At 64.5% G+C, this 14,654-nt stretch carries 13 protein-coding genes; 11 read left to right on the top strand and 2 right to left on the bottom strand.

Annotation, left to right across the window (positions count from 1 at the left end; all coding sequences use genetic code 11):
* Window positions 1-107: 107 nt before the first annotated feature.
* The 9 genes from BLS48_RS31270 to BLS48_RS31230 all read left to right on the top strand — a co-directional run bounded on the left by BLS48_RS31270 (window position 108) and on the right by BLS48_RS31230 (window position 9,940).
* Window positions 108-4,562 (top strand): strawberry notch family protein, encoded by a 4,455-nt coding sequence (locus BLS48_RS31270; protein WP_038654406.1) that lies wholly within the window; start codon window positions 108-110, stop codon window positions 4,560-4,562.
* 12 nt (window positions 4,563-4,574) lie between these two features.
* Window positions 4,575-5,624, top strand: a complete 1,050-nt coding sequence (locus BLS48_RS31265; protein ID WP_038654409.1) for a DUF7146 domain-containing protein — start codon at window positions 4,575-4,577, stop codon at window positions 5,622-5,624.
* Window positions 5,625-5,870: 246 nt separating this feature from the next.
* A complete protein-coding gene (locus BLS48_RS31260) occupies window positions 5,871-6,812 on the top strand; it encodes a DUF2493 domain-containing protein (protein WP_091586057.1) in 942 nt (313 codons plus the stop codon).
* 164 nt (window positions 6,813-6,976) lie between these two features.
* Window positions 6,977-7,261: a type II toxin-antitoxin system TacA family antitoxin gene (locus BLS48_RS31255; protein WP_091586055.1), complete on the top strand. Its 285-nt coding sequence runs from the start codon at window positions 6,977-6,979 to the stop codon at window positions 7,259-7,261.
* Entirely contained in the window at window positions 7,262-7,771 is a 510-nt protein-coding gene (locus BLS48_RS31250; RefSeq protein ID WP_091586053.1) for a GNAT family N-acetyltransferase, read from the top strand.
* A 202-nt stretch (window positions 7,772-7,973) separates the two neighbouring features.
* Complete coding sequence (locus BLS48_RS31245) at window positions 7,974-8,510, top strand: hypothetical protein (RefSeq protein WP_038654685.1); 537 nt, start codon at window positions 7,974-7,976, stop codon at window positions 8,508-8,510.
* Between the two features lie 146 nt (window positions 8,511-8,656).
* Window positions 8,657-8,869 (top strand): hypothetical protein, encoded by a 213-nt coding sequence (locus BLS48_RS31240; protein ID WP_143019563.1) that lies wholly within the window; start codon window positions 8,657-8,659, stop codon window positions 8,867-8,869.
* 347 nt (window positions 8,870-9,216) lie between these two features.
* Complete coding sequence (locus BLS48_RS31235) at window positions 9,217-9,540, top strand: DUF736 domain-containing protein (RefSeq protein ID WP_006205585.1); 324 nt, start codon at window positions 9,217-9,219, stop codon at window positions 9,538-9,540.
* Between the two features lie 58 nt (window positions 9,541-9,598).
* Window positions 9,599-9,940, top strand: coding sequence for a hypothetical protein (locus BLS48_RS31230; protein WP_038654417.1), 342 nt, complete (start codon window positions 9,599-9,601; stop codon window positions 9,938-9,940).
* Between the two features lie 116 nt (window positions 9,941-10,056).
* Here the strand turns inward: BLS48_RS31230 and BLS48_RS31225 are convergent, their stop codons facing one another.
* Together BLS48_RS31225 and BLS48_RS31220 are read right to left on the bottom strand one after the other, a co-directional pair.
* On the bottom strand, window positions 10,057-10,464 hold the full coding sequence (locus BLS48_RS31225) for a hypothetical protein (protein ID WP_038654420.1): 408 nt from the start codon (window positions 10,462-10,464) through the stop codon (window positions 10,057-10,059).
* Window positions 10,461-11,141, bottom strand: a complete 681-nt coding sequence (locus BLS48_RS31220; protein WP_038654423.1) for a ParA family protein — start codon at window positions 11,139-11,141, stop codon at window positions 10,461-10,463. The genes BLS48_RS31225 and BLS48_RS31220 overlap by 4 nt, the downstream gene beginning before the upstream one ends.
* 566 nt (window positions 11,142-11,707) lie before the next feature.
* Between BLS48_RS31220 and BLS48_RS31215 the strand changes: the two genes are divergently transcribed.
* Together BLS48_RS31215 and BLS48_RS31210 are read left to right on the top strand one after the other, a co-directional pair.
* Window positions 11,708-12,115, top strand: coding sequence for a MobC family plasmid mobilization relaxosome protein (locus tag BLS48_RS31215; protein ID WP_143019561.1), 408 nt, complete (start codon window positions 11,708-11,710; stop codon window positions 12,113-12,115).
* Window positions 12,112-14,352 carry a relaxase/mobilization nuclease domain-containing protein gene (locus BLS48_RS31210; RefSeq protein ID WP_084791816.1) on the top strand — a complete coding sequence of 747 codons (2,241 nt, stop codon included), beginning with the start codon at window positions 12,112-12,114 and terminating at the stop codon, window positions 14,350-14,352. The genes BLS48_RS31215 and BLS48_RS31210 overlap by 4 nt, the downstream gene beginning before the upstream one ends.
* Window positions 14,353-14,654: the final 302 nt, after the last annotated feature.

The raw sequence follows: 14,654 nt of genomic DNA, 5'->3' as shown, positions 1-14,654 counted from the left end.
GGTGCATCGGCGCCAGAGGCAGAGGAGAGCCGGGAAAAGTGTGGCCCGGCTGGCGCGGAGAGAGTGCCGGCGCGGGTTCCGCTCCCCCTCTCGCGAAGGACATCTCCATGAACATCGTTTCGACCACATCGATCGCCCGGACGGCGGCATCCCTCGCCGCGCCGGCACACGACGCCGTCAACAACGCCCAGCCGATCCATCAGGCGGGAATACTGCTTTTGCCTTTTCTCAAGCGGGGCGAGCCTGTCACCGCCGCCGCACTGCGCACCGCCATGACGACGAGTTTTGGCGGCAGCGATGCTCAGGGGTTCTGGGTCTGGAAGGACGCCTATGAGGCGCTCGAAGTCGCCCAGGTGCTGTTCTTGCGCCGGTTCGGCCCTGCGATCCTGTCGCGGTCCACCACGCCGCAATCAGCGTTGGCCATGATGACGCGCATCGCGGATCTTCTTCCCACCCACACACGGCGCTCCGACGAGAGCCAGGCCATGCAGCAGCTCTCCACGCCCTTGCCGCTGGCTTTCGTCACGGCGAACGCCGCGGCGATCGCATCTTGCGACCTCGTACTCGAACCCTCCGCCGGCACTGGCCTGCTCGCCGTCCATGCCGAGATGGCGCGCGCCTCGATCGCCCTCAACGAGCTTGCCGCGACGCGAGCCGATCTCCTCGGCCTGCTGTTTCCACGGTATTGCGTCTCACGGCACGACGCCGCCCATGTCGACGATCATCTCGACGCGGCTATGAAGCCGTCTGTCGTGCTGATGAATCCACCCTTCAGCGTCGGCGCTTATGTCGACGGCCATGTCGCCGATGCGGCATGGCGGCATCTCTCTTCCGCATTCGCACGCCTGCGCGCCGGCGGGCGCCTGGTCGCCATCACAGGCACCGGGCTGTCTCCCGAAAACACCAAATGGCGCCCCTCCTTCGAACGGCTGCAGCAGAAGGGCACCATCATCTTCACCGCAGCAATCGACGGCCGTGTCTACGCCCGCCATGGGACAACGGCCGAGACCCGCTTGACCATCATCGACAAAGCTCCTGCTACCGACCCCACCGGCTTCGTCCCGTCGCGCGGCAAGGCTATGGATGTCAGGACGCTCCTCGCCTGGATATCCGATCTGCCGCCTCGCAGACCGGGCGGCTTTCCGGACTCGATCGGCGGACTGTCGAACGGCATCCTGCGCAATGCCGCGATGCAAATGGCCGCCACTCGATCGGCAGCGAGAGCTACACCCGCCGCAACCACACCGACTCCTCAGACTGTCCGGCCAACCCGGCCGGTTGCCCGGGCAAAGCCCGCCCGCCCCGTCACGGCAAGCGGCACGTCTGGCGTCGCGCTTGCCTATGAGCTGCGCGACTGGATGCCGGAAGAGGGCGGCCGGCTCACCGACACGATCTACGAACCCTACGCGCTCCAGTCGATCGACATTCCCCGCGCAAAACCGCATCCGACGCCGCTGGTACAATCGGCCGCCATGGCAGCGGTCGCGCCGCCAAAACCTTCCTATCGGCCGCTTCTTCCTGATGCGATCATCGACGAGGGCCTGCTGTCGGATGCCCAGCTTGAAAGCGTTATCTATTCGGGCGAAGCCCATTCCGGTTATCTCACCGGCGCCTGGACGGTTGACGAGACTTGCGATGTCGTCTCGGTCGCGCCAGAAGGTGCCGCGAACGCCGTCCGCTTCCGTCGTGGTTGGTTTTTGGGTGACGGAACCGGATGCGGCAAGGGACGGCAAGTCGCCGGCATCATCCTCGACAATTGGCTGCAGGGGCGGCGCCGCGCGATCTGGATTTCCAAGTCGGACAAGCTCTTGGAAGACGCTCAGCGCGATTGGGCGGCACTTGGTCAGGAAAAACTTCTCGTCCAGCCGCTGTCGCGCTATCGGCAGGGCACGCCGATCCGCCTTGCCGAAGGCATCCTGTTCACGACCTACGCCACCCTGCGCTCACAGGAGCGCGACGGCAAGAAATCCCGGATCGCCCAGATCCTCGACTGGGTCGGGAAGGACTTTGACGGCGTCATCGTCTTCGATGAGGCGCACGCCATGGCGAATGCCGCCGGCGGCAAAGGCGAGCGCGGCGACGTCGCCCCGTCGCAGCAGGGCAGGGCAGGCTTGCGGCTGCAGCACGCCCTTCCCGACGGGCGCGTCGTCTACGTCTCCGCGACCGGTGCGACCGCGGTCGAGAACCTGGCCTATGCGCAGCGTCTCGGCATCTGGGGCAGCGAGGACTTTCCATTCGCCAACCGCGCCGAATTCGTCGCCGCGATCGAGGATGGCGGTGTCGCGGCCATGGAAGTGCTCGCCCGCGATCTCAAATCGCTCGGTCTCTATACAGCGCGTTCGCTTTCCTATGACGGTGTCGAATACGACCTGCTCGAGCACGCGCTGACCGAGGAGCAGATCCGCATCTACAATGCCTATGCGGACGCATTCCAGGTCATCCACAACAACCTGACCGCCGCACTCGACGCGGCCAACATCACCAGCGAGGCCGGCACGCTGAACCGCAGCGCCAAGTCGGCAGCGAGGTCGGCTTTCGAAAGCACGAAGCAGCGCTTCTTCAGCCATCTCATCACCTCGATGATGACGCCGACCCTGATCGGCGCGATCGAGCAGGACCTTGCCGACGGTCATTCGGCGGTCATGCAGCTCGTCTCGACCGGCGAAGCGCTGATGGAACGACGCCTTGCCGAGATCCCGACCGAGGAATGGTCGGATCTCCATTGCGACGTGACCCCGCGCGAGTACGTCGGCGGGTACTTGATGCACTCCTTCCCCACGCAGTTGTTCGCGGAATATTCGGATGCGGAAGGCAATCTCTATTCTCGACCTGTCCACGACGAGGATGGCAATCCCGTCCAGTGCCGGGAGGCCGTTCGCCGGCGCGACGAGATGATGGAAAAACTCGCCTCGCTGCCGCCGGTTGGCAGCGCGCTCGACCAGATCCTCCACCATTTCGGAACGGATGTCGTCGCCGAGGTGACGGGCCGCTCGCGCCGCATCGTCAAGAAGACCGGCCGCGATGGTATCGACCGGCTGACCGTCGAGAACCGCCCTGGCTCGGCCAATCTCGCTGAGACCCAGAGTTTTATGGATGACGATAAGCGCGTCCTGATTTTTTCGGACGCCGGCGGCACCGGTCGCTCCTACCACGCTGATCTCGGGGCGCGAAACCAGAGGCTGCGCAAGCACTATCTGCTCGAAGCCGGCTGGCGCGCCGACAACGCCATCCAGGGTCTCGGACGGACCCACCGCACCAATCAGAAGCGACCGCCCTTGTTCCGGCCGATGGCCGCCAATGTGAAGGCAGGCAAGCGCTTCCTATCGACGATAGCACGACGGCTGGACACGCTGGGCGCCATCACACGCGGCCAGCGCCAGACGGGTGGAGCAGGGCTGTTCCGTGCCGAAGACAATCTCGAAAGCCCCTACGCGCGGGCCGCGCTTCGCCAATTCTACTTGCTGCTGCATCAGGGCAAGATCGAAGGGTGTTCGCTGACGACCTTCGAGACCGTCACGGGTCTGTCGCTGACCACCGACGAGGGCGGGTTACGCGACGAGCTGCCGCCGATCACGACCTGGCTCAACCGCCTGCTGGCGCTGCGGATCGAGACCCAGAACCTGCTGTTCGAAGTGTTCGAGCAACTGATGACGGCGAAGGTCGAGGGCGCGATCGCTGCCGGCTCCTATGACAGAGGTCTGGAGACGATTGCGGCGGAGAGCATCGTCGTCACCGATCGTCGCACCGTCTACACGCATCCGGTCTCGGGCGCGCAGTCGCATGTGCTGACCGTCGCGCGCACGGACCGTATCCGACCGCTCGGTCTGGTCGATGCGCTGGCGATCGCCCGCGCGGAGCTGCAATCGGTCCTGCTGGTCAACACGCGGTCGAACCGAGCGGCGATCCAGCTGCCGACGGCGAGCCTGATGCTCGACGACGGCACGATAGAGCACCGCGTGCGCCTGCTGCGGCCGACGGACGAGCTGCGCTTCGGTCTCGACGCCCTTGCCGAAACCCACTGGCAGCCGGCCGACAGAAAACTGTTCTGCGACCTGTGGCAGACAGAAGTCGCCGCCGTCCCGGAGTTCACCACCAGCACCTTTCATATCGTGACGGGTCTGCTGTTGCCGATCTGGCGGCGCTTGCCGGATCATGATTGTCAGGTTTACCGGATCCAGACCGATGCCGGCGAACGCATCATCGGCCGTCACATCGCACCGACGCAGGTCGCGACCATGCTGCGCAATCTTGGTGTCGACCATGTTCCTTCGCTATCCGCCGATGATGCGTGGGCCGGCGTGATCGACGGGCGCATCGGGCTGCAGCTTGCCGACGGCCTGGTCCTGCGCCGCAGCCGCGTTATGAACGACTACCGTGTCGAGCTGATCGGCTTCACCGATGCGATGGTGCCGCGGCTGAAGGCGCTCGGCCTGATCTCCGAAATCATCTCCTGGAAGCTCCGGCTGTTCATCCCGACGTCCGCGCTGGGGTCCGCCATCCTCGCCTCCCTTCTCGAGCGCCATACACTGGTTGGGGTCACCGACCGTGCGGCAGCGGCTTGAGGGGAGGCGATCGTGACCGGCTCGGCTTCCGATCTGGCGCGCCGCCTTGGCGAACATGCCGAGGAGGTGTGCCGCGAATATCTCTCCAACGGCCATCGCTGCGGCAATTACTGGATGGTCGGCGATGTCCGCAACACGCGCGGCCGTTCAATGCATGTGCGGCTCAAGGCGGTTGGCGGCAAGGCAGCCGGAAAATGGGTCGACGAGTCGTCGGGGGAATATGGCGACCTGCTCGACGTCATCAAGCAGAGCTGTGGTCTGGTCGACTTCCGCGAGGTCGCGGATGAAGCACGTCGCTTCCTCTCCATGCCGCTGCCACCGCCCCAGCCCCAGCCCCTTGGCCCGCAGCGCCAACCTGCCGCGGCGCGCGGCTCCCCTGACGCCGCGCGTCGCCTGTTCGCCCTGTCGCAGCCGATTGCCGGTACGCTGGCCGAACGTTATCTTGCCGACCGCGGCATCCTGCTTTCCACGCATGAGCGCGCCCTGCGCTTCCACCCAGGCTGCTACTACAGGGACCTCGTGACCGGCGAGACGCAGGTCCTGCCTGCGCTGATCGCAGCTGTCACCAGCCTCGATGGGCAGGTCACCGGCCTGCAACGCACCTGGCTTGATCCTTCGGGTCAGGGCAAGGCGCAATTCACTGATCCACGCCGCTCACTGGGCGACCTCCTTGGCAACGGCATCTGGCTAGGCCACCAGCCCGGTGCGCCCGTCCCGGTCATGGCCGCCGGCGAAGGGTTCGAGACGATGGCCTCGCTGCGTACGGTGATGCCGGCAATGCCGGCGGCCGCCGCCACCTCGGCCAATCACCTCGCCGGCCTGATCTTGCCGCCCGGCTGCCGTCGCCTCTATATCGCAGCCGATGCCGACGCCGCCGGCCGGCACGGCATCGAGCGTCTCAGCCAGCGCGCAGGCCAGGTCGGGATCCTCGCCCTGGTGTTGCGGCCGCAGCTCGGCGACTTCAACGACGATCTGCGTCATCTCGGCCCCGCCCATCTCGCCGCATGGCTCAGCGATCAGCTCGTCCGGGAGGATGTCCCTCTCTTCCTGCCTCCGGGATGAACGGCCCGAGCCGGCAGGCGGGCGGGGGTGGCGTCACCCGAAGGCCTCCTTGCATGGCGGCAGTCCACCGGAGAGGCCGCGCCCGCGGCCTGTCCGAGAGGCGACCCCTGCCACCCACCGGTCACGGCCGCAACGGCTGCGCCGTCCTCCGCTTTGCTACGGCCTTCGGTGCGGCCGCGCCCGGTGCGCGGCCGGGTTTCGCTGTCAGGCCGCGATGGGCGCGGCAACAACCGACGGAGACACGCCATGACCTACGAACTTCCTTTCGACGACGCCCACGAGCCCTACCACGCCTCCTCGCCGACCGATCGCGTCATCCTCGAACTGCAGATGTACGGCCATCGTCCGCATCAGGACGACCCTGATGCTCGGCCACTTCCCGACGACGAGGTGATCCGGGCCGGGCTTGCCGGGATCGTCGAGACCTTCGCCGGCATGCTCGGCGACACCAGGCTCGAACCCGATCTCGATGACCTGCTCTGGTCCTTCGCAAACGTCTTCCACCGTGCCGCCGAGCGCGTCGCCCGCAGCCTCGACCGCAACGAGGAGGCGCAGCGTTCGAGCCAGCAGGAGCAGGACGGTTCCGAGGTGAAGTCGGTCGAGCTGGAACGGCTCACGGCCGAGGGCATCACCTATATCGAGCGCCGCAATGTCCTCGAAATCATGCGCGATGAGGCCGCCGACCTCTACGAGGCACAGACCGGATCGGCATGGCGGCCACGCACCGGCTCCAAGGTCAGTCACCAGGCGATGACCGCGGCGGTCATCGACTCCAGAGACTTCCTCGCAGCCCGCCGCCACGCCGAAACCGAGGTGCTGGTCCCGGCCGGCACCAAGATCGCCTTCGCCGGCGGCCTCGACTGCAACGATCACGACCGGATCTGGGACGCGCTCGACAAGGCCCGCGAGAAGCATCCCGACATGGTCCTGCTCCACGGCGGCAGCCCGCGCGGCGCCGAACGTATCGCCGCCTGCTGGGCCGAGAACCGCAAGGTCACCCAGATCGCCTTCAAGCCGGACTGGAACCGTCACGCCAAGGCCGCTCCTTTCCGCCGCAACGACCAGCTTCTCTCGGTGGTGCCCTACGGCCTGATCGTCTTTCCCGGTTCCGGCATCACCGACAACCTAGCCGACAAGGCCCGTCGGCTCGGCATCCCCGTCTGGCGGTTCGCGGAGGGCGGCGCGTGAAGCGCCGCTTTCCTCGCAACCGTCCATCGAACCCGACCGGGCGCAGTCGGGTTCGGCCCGCGCGAAGCTCACCAAATCCGCGCGCGAAGCACTGCACCCTCCGCAACCTGTATTGCGTTCCGCGTTACATAGACGTATATACGTCCGCATCACAGGAGCGCGCCATGGCCACCACAGCCACCAGGAAGGAAACACCCGTCTCGATGCGGTTTCGCGACGATGATCTCACCATCATCGACCGCGGCGCGGAGCTGCTTGGCCTGTCGCGCACCGAGTTCGTGCGGCGCGCGGCAATCCACGAGGCGCAGGCGGCCATCCTCAACGAAACCGTCATCCGCGTGTCCCCGGAAGCCTATGACGCCTTCATGCAGGCGATCTCAGCCCCCGCCGCTGCGCCCCCGCCGAAGGCGGCCGAGCGGCTGCGTCGGTCCCCGCCCTGGAACCGCTAGGTGGCGCTTTCAGGCATCGAACTTCTCGACGACGCGCACCGCCTCGACAGCTTCGATTGCGGCAAGCCGGCGCTCAACGCTTGGCTGGCCGGCTTCGCGCGAACGAACCAGGCCCGCGGGTTTACCCGCGTCCTGGTCGTTCACGACGAGGGAACAGTCGTCGGCTATTACGGCCTCGCGCCGGGCGTGATCCAGCCAAACAGCGCACCGCGCGCCATCCGCACCGGACGGCCCCCCGATCCGATCCCCTGCCTGCTGATTGGACAACTCGCCGTCGACCACCGCTATGCCGGACAAGGCATCGGCAGCGGCCTGGTCAAGGACGCGCTGCATCGCTGCGTCGCCGGCGCCGACATCGTCGGCGGCCGCGCGGTGGTGGTGCGGGCGATCGACGCCGAGGCCGAGCGCTACTGGCAGAGCTGGGGTTTTGTCCCGTCGCGGGACAACCCGTCTATCCTGATGCGCTCGATCCAGGACGTGAGCCTCTGGCTGGCCGACAACGGCCACTAGCTCCACGCGCGCTAGCGCCTCCAGCAGCGGCAGGGTCTGGGCGCGCCGGCCCGCGGCCGGCCGGGCTCTAGTCGCGGCGTCCCGCCGCTCCCCGCGCCGGCTTCGCCGTCTCGGCCTTCGGGTGACGATCCCTCGCGCGGGGCCACAGCGAGAGGGCGGCCGGCGCGGGGGCGGGGGACGCTGGAGAGAAGGGAAAGTCACGATGTCGATGATATTCATAGGTGGATCACGCGAGATATACGAGCTGCCGGAACCTGCCATCACGCGCATAGGCGCAATCGTGGCTGCCGAGCACGGCGTGCTGATTAGCGACGCGTCGGGAGCCGATGCCGAGGTGCAGGGCCTGCTCGCGGGCTACGGTTACGAGCACGTCGGTGTCTTCCATGCCGGCAAGGAACCCCGCAACAATCTGGGCGACTGGGCCGCCTACCATGTCCCTTCTCCTGACGAGGGCGCCACAGGGGACTTTGTCCACGCCGCCAAAGACCGGGAGATGGCGCGGCGCGCCGACTTTGGCATGATGGTCTGGGACGGCGCATCACCCGGCACAGCCGTCAACATGCTTCGGCTCGCCATCGCGAACAAGCCGTGCGTCATTTACGATCTGGCCAGGGGCAGCGTGGCGACCACGTACAACGTGGAGGACTGGTGTGCGATGCTGCGCCATGCCGGTTCGGACATTCGCCGGCAAGCCGAGGCCCGCCTGACGCCGGACGAGCGTCTGGCGCTGCCAGGATGATGTGCGCGCCGACCCGCCGACAGCCCGGCGGGTCCGATCCGATAGGCTTGATCCGCCCCCCAACTCCACTTATGTGAACGCCGAGGCCAGCCCCTTTCGAACCGGCCCACGTGCAGAGCCGCGGGGCGTTGTGCAGGACGATCATCTTGACCCGTCTCGCATCTGAAGCGGGCGCGAGCGTGCCGAACATCCTGGCTTGCGCGGTCATCCATCGTGGCTTCGAGGCATTGCTACCGAGGGGCGTGAAGTTCGCTGCCAGCCGGCTCCGATCTCGAAAACGCTGTGCCGCCATCCAGAACACGCAAGGCGGTTCACGCGCCATGATGCTGTTCGAGGTGTTGACGACGCAGGCGACATGACCCCGGAGGTGACGGCAAGCATCCGGCGATCCGGCAGCGTTGCCTTGGCGGTCAAGCGATGGCGGCCTGGGTTCTTGTCCATCTGCCGCATCCGGGGCCATTCCCGTTTCATGTCGCCTTTGTAGACGACCGCCTGCTTTGTGCGGTCAACCCCCGTTGGGGGTACACTCGGCGAATATTCAGGAAAATTCGATTTCTGTTTTTTGCCTGCGGACAGGCGAAGGGCCTGCCCGCACTTTTTCGGCAAATAGAATTTTCCAGAATTTTCGCCGAGATGACCGCAGCAGGACGGCCCTCTCCTTTGGCGCCATCGGGAATGGTCCCGATGCAACCGAAGGAGAACTACCATGGCCACCACGATCGCAAACCTCACCACCAAGGCCGACGGCTCGATGGAAGGCGTCTTTGCCACGCTCCGGGTCAACGCCCCGATCACCCTCATCCCGAACACCAACAAGTCGCGCGAGGACGCCCCCGACTACCGGATCGTTAACAAGCGCACGGGCTTCGAAATCGGAGCCGGCTGGCACCGCATCTCCCAGCGTTCGGGCGAGGAATACCTCTCGGTCAAGCTGGAAGCCCCCGAGATCGGCGTGATCTTCGGCAATCTCGCTCCCGCCCCCGGCGGCGAGGAAAACAAGAAGGTCATCCTCTGGAACAACCCCCAGTGAGGCATCGGTGGCCGGCCCCTCGAGGGGCCGGCTTCCCCACCGGCAAAAGGAGGTTGCAATGAGCCGCTATACCATCACCGTTACTGGCACCGTCACCGGAAAAGTCCGCTCGGATCCAGACGCGGTCATCGGCTACGATCCACCGCTTCGGACCTACTTCCTGCAAGCGTTCCCGCACGAAGAAACCGACGAGCCCGCGCTCTGGCTTGGCACCCGCGATCGAGCGTTCGAAACGCTCGAGGATCTTCGCCACGCAGCCATCTCACACGGCTACCATCTCATGCCGCTATCGCCCGAATTGGCCGCAAGGCTGGTCGACGACAAAGCGGCCGCCAGCGGTCGTCCGGACCAGGACGGCATCCTCGGGGACCTGCTGAAACACCTCAACCAAACCAACTAGGCAAACACGTCAAAGGGCCCGCGACGGAGTGCTCCGTCGCGGGCCCTTTTTTTGCGCGTCGCCAAGAGCCAGGACCATCAGCCTTCACAGCATACGACAGCGACGCCGACCGCCGATTATTCCTTCGGCAGTTTGTGCTTATGAATGCGGATATAATCCTGCACAGCCTTTCGCAGCAGCTCGGTCATGCTGTGTCCGTTGCTGATTGCCAACAACTTGAACTGGCGCTGCTCAACGGCCGTCAGATAGTACCCGCAGCGGATCATCTCCTCCTCGCGAATCTTCTTGCCGGCGACGGGATCCTTTTTTTGGCCCTGCCGCAGCAGCTTGCGGAAATCGGGCCCAACTGCCGGGGACGGCTTTGCCGGTTCCAGCATCTGTGGCGTAGCTTGCTCCTTGGTCCCCGACGTTTCGACCTTCGGTGGGATGAACATGCTCGGCAGCGCCGGGGGCTGCGTGGAGATCGCCTTCATCATGCGGGCTTTCTTGTCGTCACCGGGCTTCGGTACGGTTTCTTCACTCATGCCGCATTCCTTGTGGCCTCGATGAAGGTTTGCAGAAGGTCGTCGAAGACTCCTTCGCTCTCGGAAACCGCCTTCGCATCGGGCACCGCGGGGCTGTAAAGGGTCTGCCCGGTTTGCAGGTCGCGGTAGGCAACACGATTATGCAGGACGTGTTCTGCAATCGGCGTGCCGTTGGCCTGGATGATGGCGCGCAGTTCGGTCAGGGCTCGGGCCCTGCCATCGATGATGGTCTGCTTGGTCAGCACGAATATCGCAGGCAGCGGTCTACCCCGGCTCTCGACCGCAAGCGGAATGTAGTGGTCGGTGATCTGGATGGCGGCGGTCACGTCGTCGAGGGCAAAGTACACCGGCACGACGACAATATCGGCCGCGAAGAGCCCGGCCATGAGGTTGTCGTTCGTTGTGCCTTCCGTATCGATCAAGACGACGGAGCGCTCGCCGTTGTGAGTGGCTGCCGCGTCGAGGATTTCCTGCGGGGTCATTGCGCTCACCAGATGCAGCCTGTCGGGGCGATTGCCAGCATCACCCAGCATCTGGAACCAGCGGTTCATGTTCTGTCGCCGATCGCCGTCAATAAGTGTGACCGAATAGCCCCGATGCAGCGCGACGGATGCGAGGGTGCGCAGCATCGTCGATTTGCCGGTGCCGCCTTTTGGGATCGCAGCGGAGATGATCATGGGGGCCTCCTTCCGGCGTTGGCTCCTTGTTTCCATGTCAACTTGGAAACAAGTCATCATGGACACAAGTCATCATGGACACAATGTCACGGTCGCAACTTGGTGACATAGTCAACGGGGCAGACCGGTTTGGCAACCCAGGCGCTCATCAAAAAGGCTCGCCTAGGGGTGCCATCATGACGAGGCTGCTATCTTTAATGAGGATCGAACCCGGTGGGTTGTTCGTGACGGCGAACTGCTCCGGTGTTTCCATGTTAACATGGAAACAAGTCCTCATCGCGCCATAGACACATTGCATCAAGTCACGATGGACACATCGTGCCCCTGCAGTGGCAACTGCGGGCCCTTGCAGTGACAATTGGGTTCGGTGGAAAGGGACGGGTGTTCTTCCTTCTCTTTGTGTTGGCGGGTGTTCTTCCTTCTCTTTGTGTTGGCAGGTGTTCTTCCTTCTCTTTGTGTTGGCAGGTGTTCTTCCTTCTCTTTGGCAGGATAGCCTATTTTGTGATACACACAAAATAGGCGGCGCGGCCCTGGCGGGCCTTAGCGCCCGCAAGCGGGCTTGAGAGATGGATGAAGACGCCCAGAGAGCAGCGTTGAAGAGCGCGTCACGACGCTACGGCGAGGTGACGCACATCCGGTTTTCGGCTGACGAGCTGGCCAACCTCAAAGCCATTGCGGAGCGGGACGGCGTCACCGTCAGCGAGGTCGTCCGGCGTCTGGTGCGGGCTGAGGCCGGGCATCTGCCAATCGCGTCAGAGGGGTTGCGGCCGGCGATCGTGGACATGACCGACCAGCTGCGGCGCGTCGGCGTCAATTTCAATCAGGCCGTGCGTGCCATGAACGACGGCCGGGTTGCCCATGACGAGGATCTTGCGCAGGCGTTGATCGCGGTGGGCAACCTGGTGCGGCAGTTCCGCGAGGAACTGAAGGCAATGACTGGCGGGTCCCGCAAGGCGAGGGAGGCCAGGCCATGAGCGGTCGTCTTGCTGGCTATGCGGCCGAAATCGAACGCTACCTGCGGGGCGGGTCCGGCGGGAAGCGTGAGGAGCTGGACGATGACAAGTCCGCGACGAGCGCCCGACGCGAGGCCAGCGAATTTCAGGCGATAAAGAGTTATGAGCGGACCGGTGGCGGCGGACGGCTCGTGCAAGGACACGCCGGCTCGATAGTCAGTGGCGGCAGGAACCCTCCTCGTTCGCCGCCGGCAGTAACAGGAGTGGCGGGGAGCTCCATGCCTAGCAGGGCGCCGACGTCCACTGCGGCTGCGAGCCCCCCCAAAGCGGCTAGCGTGCCGATCATGGTCTATGGCGCCACGCTCGCCGGTTTCCGGCCGGAAGAGGAGGAGGAAGACTGGAAGCGGCGCGGTGGTGGTGGCGGCCGTCGTGGGGCTCGTGCGAGCGGTATAGGGCGAGCGGCGCGGGTCGCCTATCAGGCGCGGGCCGTGGCGGCGCGGGCAGGCTATGCGGCGGGTGCTCAGCCTGCGGTGTTCAAGGTCATGCCCAATCCGCCATCGACCAGGGAAGCCGCCGCTCGGCTGCTCAATTACATCGGGAAGCGCGACGACGAAAAAGGCGAGAAGCACGACATCGAGATTTTTGACGAGGATGGACAGGTCCTTGCGACAGGCGGTGCACGAAAGGCGTTCCTGGAAACGTTTTGCGAGACGTTCGAACCGCCGCTGGAAAATACCAATTTCATCGAGGTTCGTTTCCAGCTCGCCGGCGAGGTCACCGACGACGCCTTGAGTGAGGCGTTGAACAAGGCCTTCGGCGCAAAGCCGTTCATCTATGCACAGGATGGTCAGGCGGTGGAGGTATATGCGCACACCGATGAGCGGGCCGGACCGCTCGCCAAGGTGCTTGCCGGTGGTCGGGAGAATTCGCGCAGCAAGGCGCTCGACAAGATCGAGGAGCGCTTGTCTGAGGCTATGGGCGCGGCGGGGGTGGCAGCCAAGTCAGAGGTGACGGCTGCCGTCAGCCGTGAACCCAAGGCGAAATATTTCCTGCAGAAGTTCATCCGCACCCACAGCCAGGTTCGCCACGCAAATGGCGAGCCTGTACCTGGGGTGAAGAATTCCACCAAGGCGGCCGCTTCGGTCTATGAACAATGGCGCCCGCAGTTTTCGGGGCGTGAGCGCCGCAATGCCTATCACCTGCTTTTCTCGGCAAGGGCCGGCACCGATGCCAACGCCGTGATGGCTGCCGCTCGCGCGGTGCTCGAGGAGCGCGCGCCAGGGTACAAGTTCGTCCTGGCGCATCACAAGGACACCAAGCACGTCCATGTCCATGCAATGGTGCAAGCACGGTCAGCCGACGGTGAGCGCCTGAAATTCTACAAGCCGGATCTCGCCGCCTGGCGCGAGACCTTTGCGGAAAAAGCACGCGAGAACGGCATTGCGATGGTGGCGACGCGGCGGATGGATCATGCGATGACGCGGCCATTCACGAAGGAGCATGCCGGAGCCTACAGCCGCGCCCAGAGCGATCCGCGCTACCGGGTCAGCGCCAAGACGATCGAGCGAGTGGAGGCCAAGCGGCAACGCCGTATCGATGGGCAATCCCTTGTCGTGAACGGCGATGCAATTGCTGCCGCATGGCAAAAGACTGTGACGACGATGCGGACCGCGGGCGTAGTCGGTCAGTCTCTCACGGCAGCAGAGTCGATTGGCAACAATTTTCTGCAGTTCCAACGCGATCGAGCAGGGGAGGGGCAGCCAGGTCCTGCCGCGGGTCGCGGAGCTGATCAAACGGGGCAGAAGTCTTTCCTGTCCCATCCCGATATGAGAGAATTGAATGCACTGATAGGAGATTTGAACATGGCGCAAACCCCCTTGGAAATGCGGCGTCAGATGGCCCGCGTCAATCAAGCTCTCGACAATATGCGCGAGACGCTGCCGCCGGCGCATCAAGGACAGTTCGAACAGTATCGTGAAGAGGTCAACGACAAGATGCACGACCGTCTCGCGCGGCTGCAATTCGAGCGGCAGCAGCAGCGCCGTGGTGGTGGCAGTGGCGAGCCGATCCCCGAGCGCGAGGCGCGAGGGCGAGACCTTCCAACCCGCGACGATGCCCGCCAGCCGGAGCAGCCGCGCAACGGCACCGAGCAGGAGATGAAAGCCAAGCAGAAGGACGCGAACAAGCAGAAGACTCGGCAGGCTGAAGAGCAGGACCGCAAGACCCAGCGCTCGAATGATAACGATTACGAGCGATGAGCAAGGGCCGACCTAGCGTCTTCGCGCGGTGGTCTGCAAATCGACGAATTCGTCACAGAATAATCAGGCTGCAAGGCAGTAATGCGCCCCCATTCCGGACATTGCGGCAGTTCTTATCCGACGGCGAAAACGGACGTCGGGTCATGAAGGACCGCTCGCCGAACTCGGTCAACGCATTAGAAACGGCCCTATAATCGCTTTCGACCAGAGTGATTCCCAAGTAAGGTACTATGGGGCCGATTCTGACGGAGTTCCTCAGCACGGAGCGATTATCAAGTGCCTTACAAGGGCAAAGTATAGGA

Source organism: Mesorhizobium qingshengii (assembly GCF_900103325.1).
Taxonomy (GTDB): domain Bacteria; phylum Pseudomonadota; class Alphaproteobacteria; order Rhizobiales; family Rhizobiaceae; genus Mesorhizobium; species Mesorhizobium qingshengii.
This window is presented reverse-complemented; position numbering and strand designations above follow the sequence as displayed.

Coding starts and splice junctions, on each gene's coding strand:
- BLS48_RS31245 (WP_038654685.1), top strand. CDS start 7,974: ATGTCGATGATATTCATAGGTGGATCACGCGAGATATACGAGCTGCCG.
- BLS48_RS31230 (WP_038654417.1), top strand. CDS start 9,599: ATGAGCCGCTATACCATCACCGTTACTGGCACCGTCACCGGAAAAGTC.
- BLS48_RS31270 (WP_038654406.1), top strand. CDS start 108: ATGAACATCGTTTCGACCACATCGATCGCCCGGACGGCGGCATCCCTC.
- BLS48_RS31215 (WP_143019561.1), top strand. CDS start 11,708: ATGGATGAAGACGCCCAGAGAGCAGCGTTGAAGAGCGCGTCACGACGC.
- BLS48_RS31220 (WP_038654423.1), bottom strand. CDS start 11,141: ATGATCATCTCCGCTGCGATCCCAAAAGGCGGCACCGGCAAATCGACG.
- BLS48_RS31225 (WP_038654420.1), bottom strand. CDS start 10,464: ATGAGTGAAGAAACCGTACCGAAGCCCGGTGACGACAAGAAAGCCCGC.
- BLS48_RS31235 (WP_006205585.1), top strand. CDS start 9,217: ATGGCCACCACGATCGCAAACCTCACCACCAAGGCCGACGGCTCGATG.
- BLS48_RS31210 (WP_084791816.1), top strand. CDS start 12,112: ATGAGCGGTCGTCTTGCTGGCTATGCGGCCGAAATCGAACGCTACCTG.
- BLS48_RS31255 (WP_091586055.1), top strand. CDS start 6,977: ATGGCCACCACAGCCACCAGGAAGGAAACACCCGTCTCGATGCGGTTT.
- BLS48_RS31260 (WP_091586057.1), top strand. CDS start 5,871: ATGACCTACGAACTTCCTTTCGACGACGCCCACGAGCCCTACCACGCC.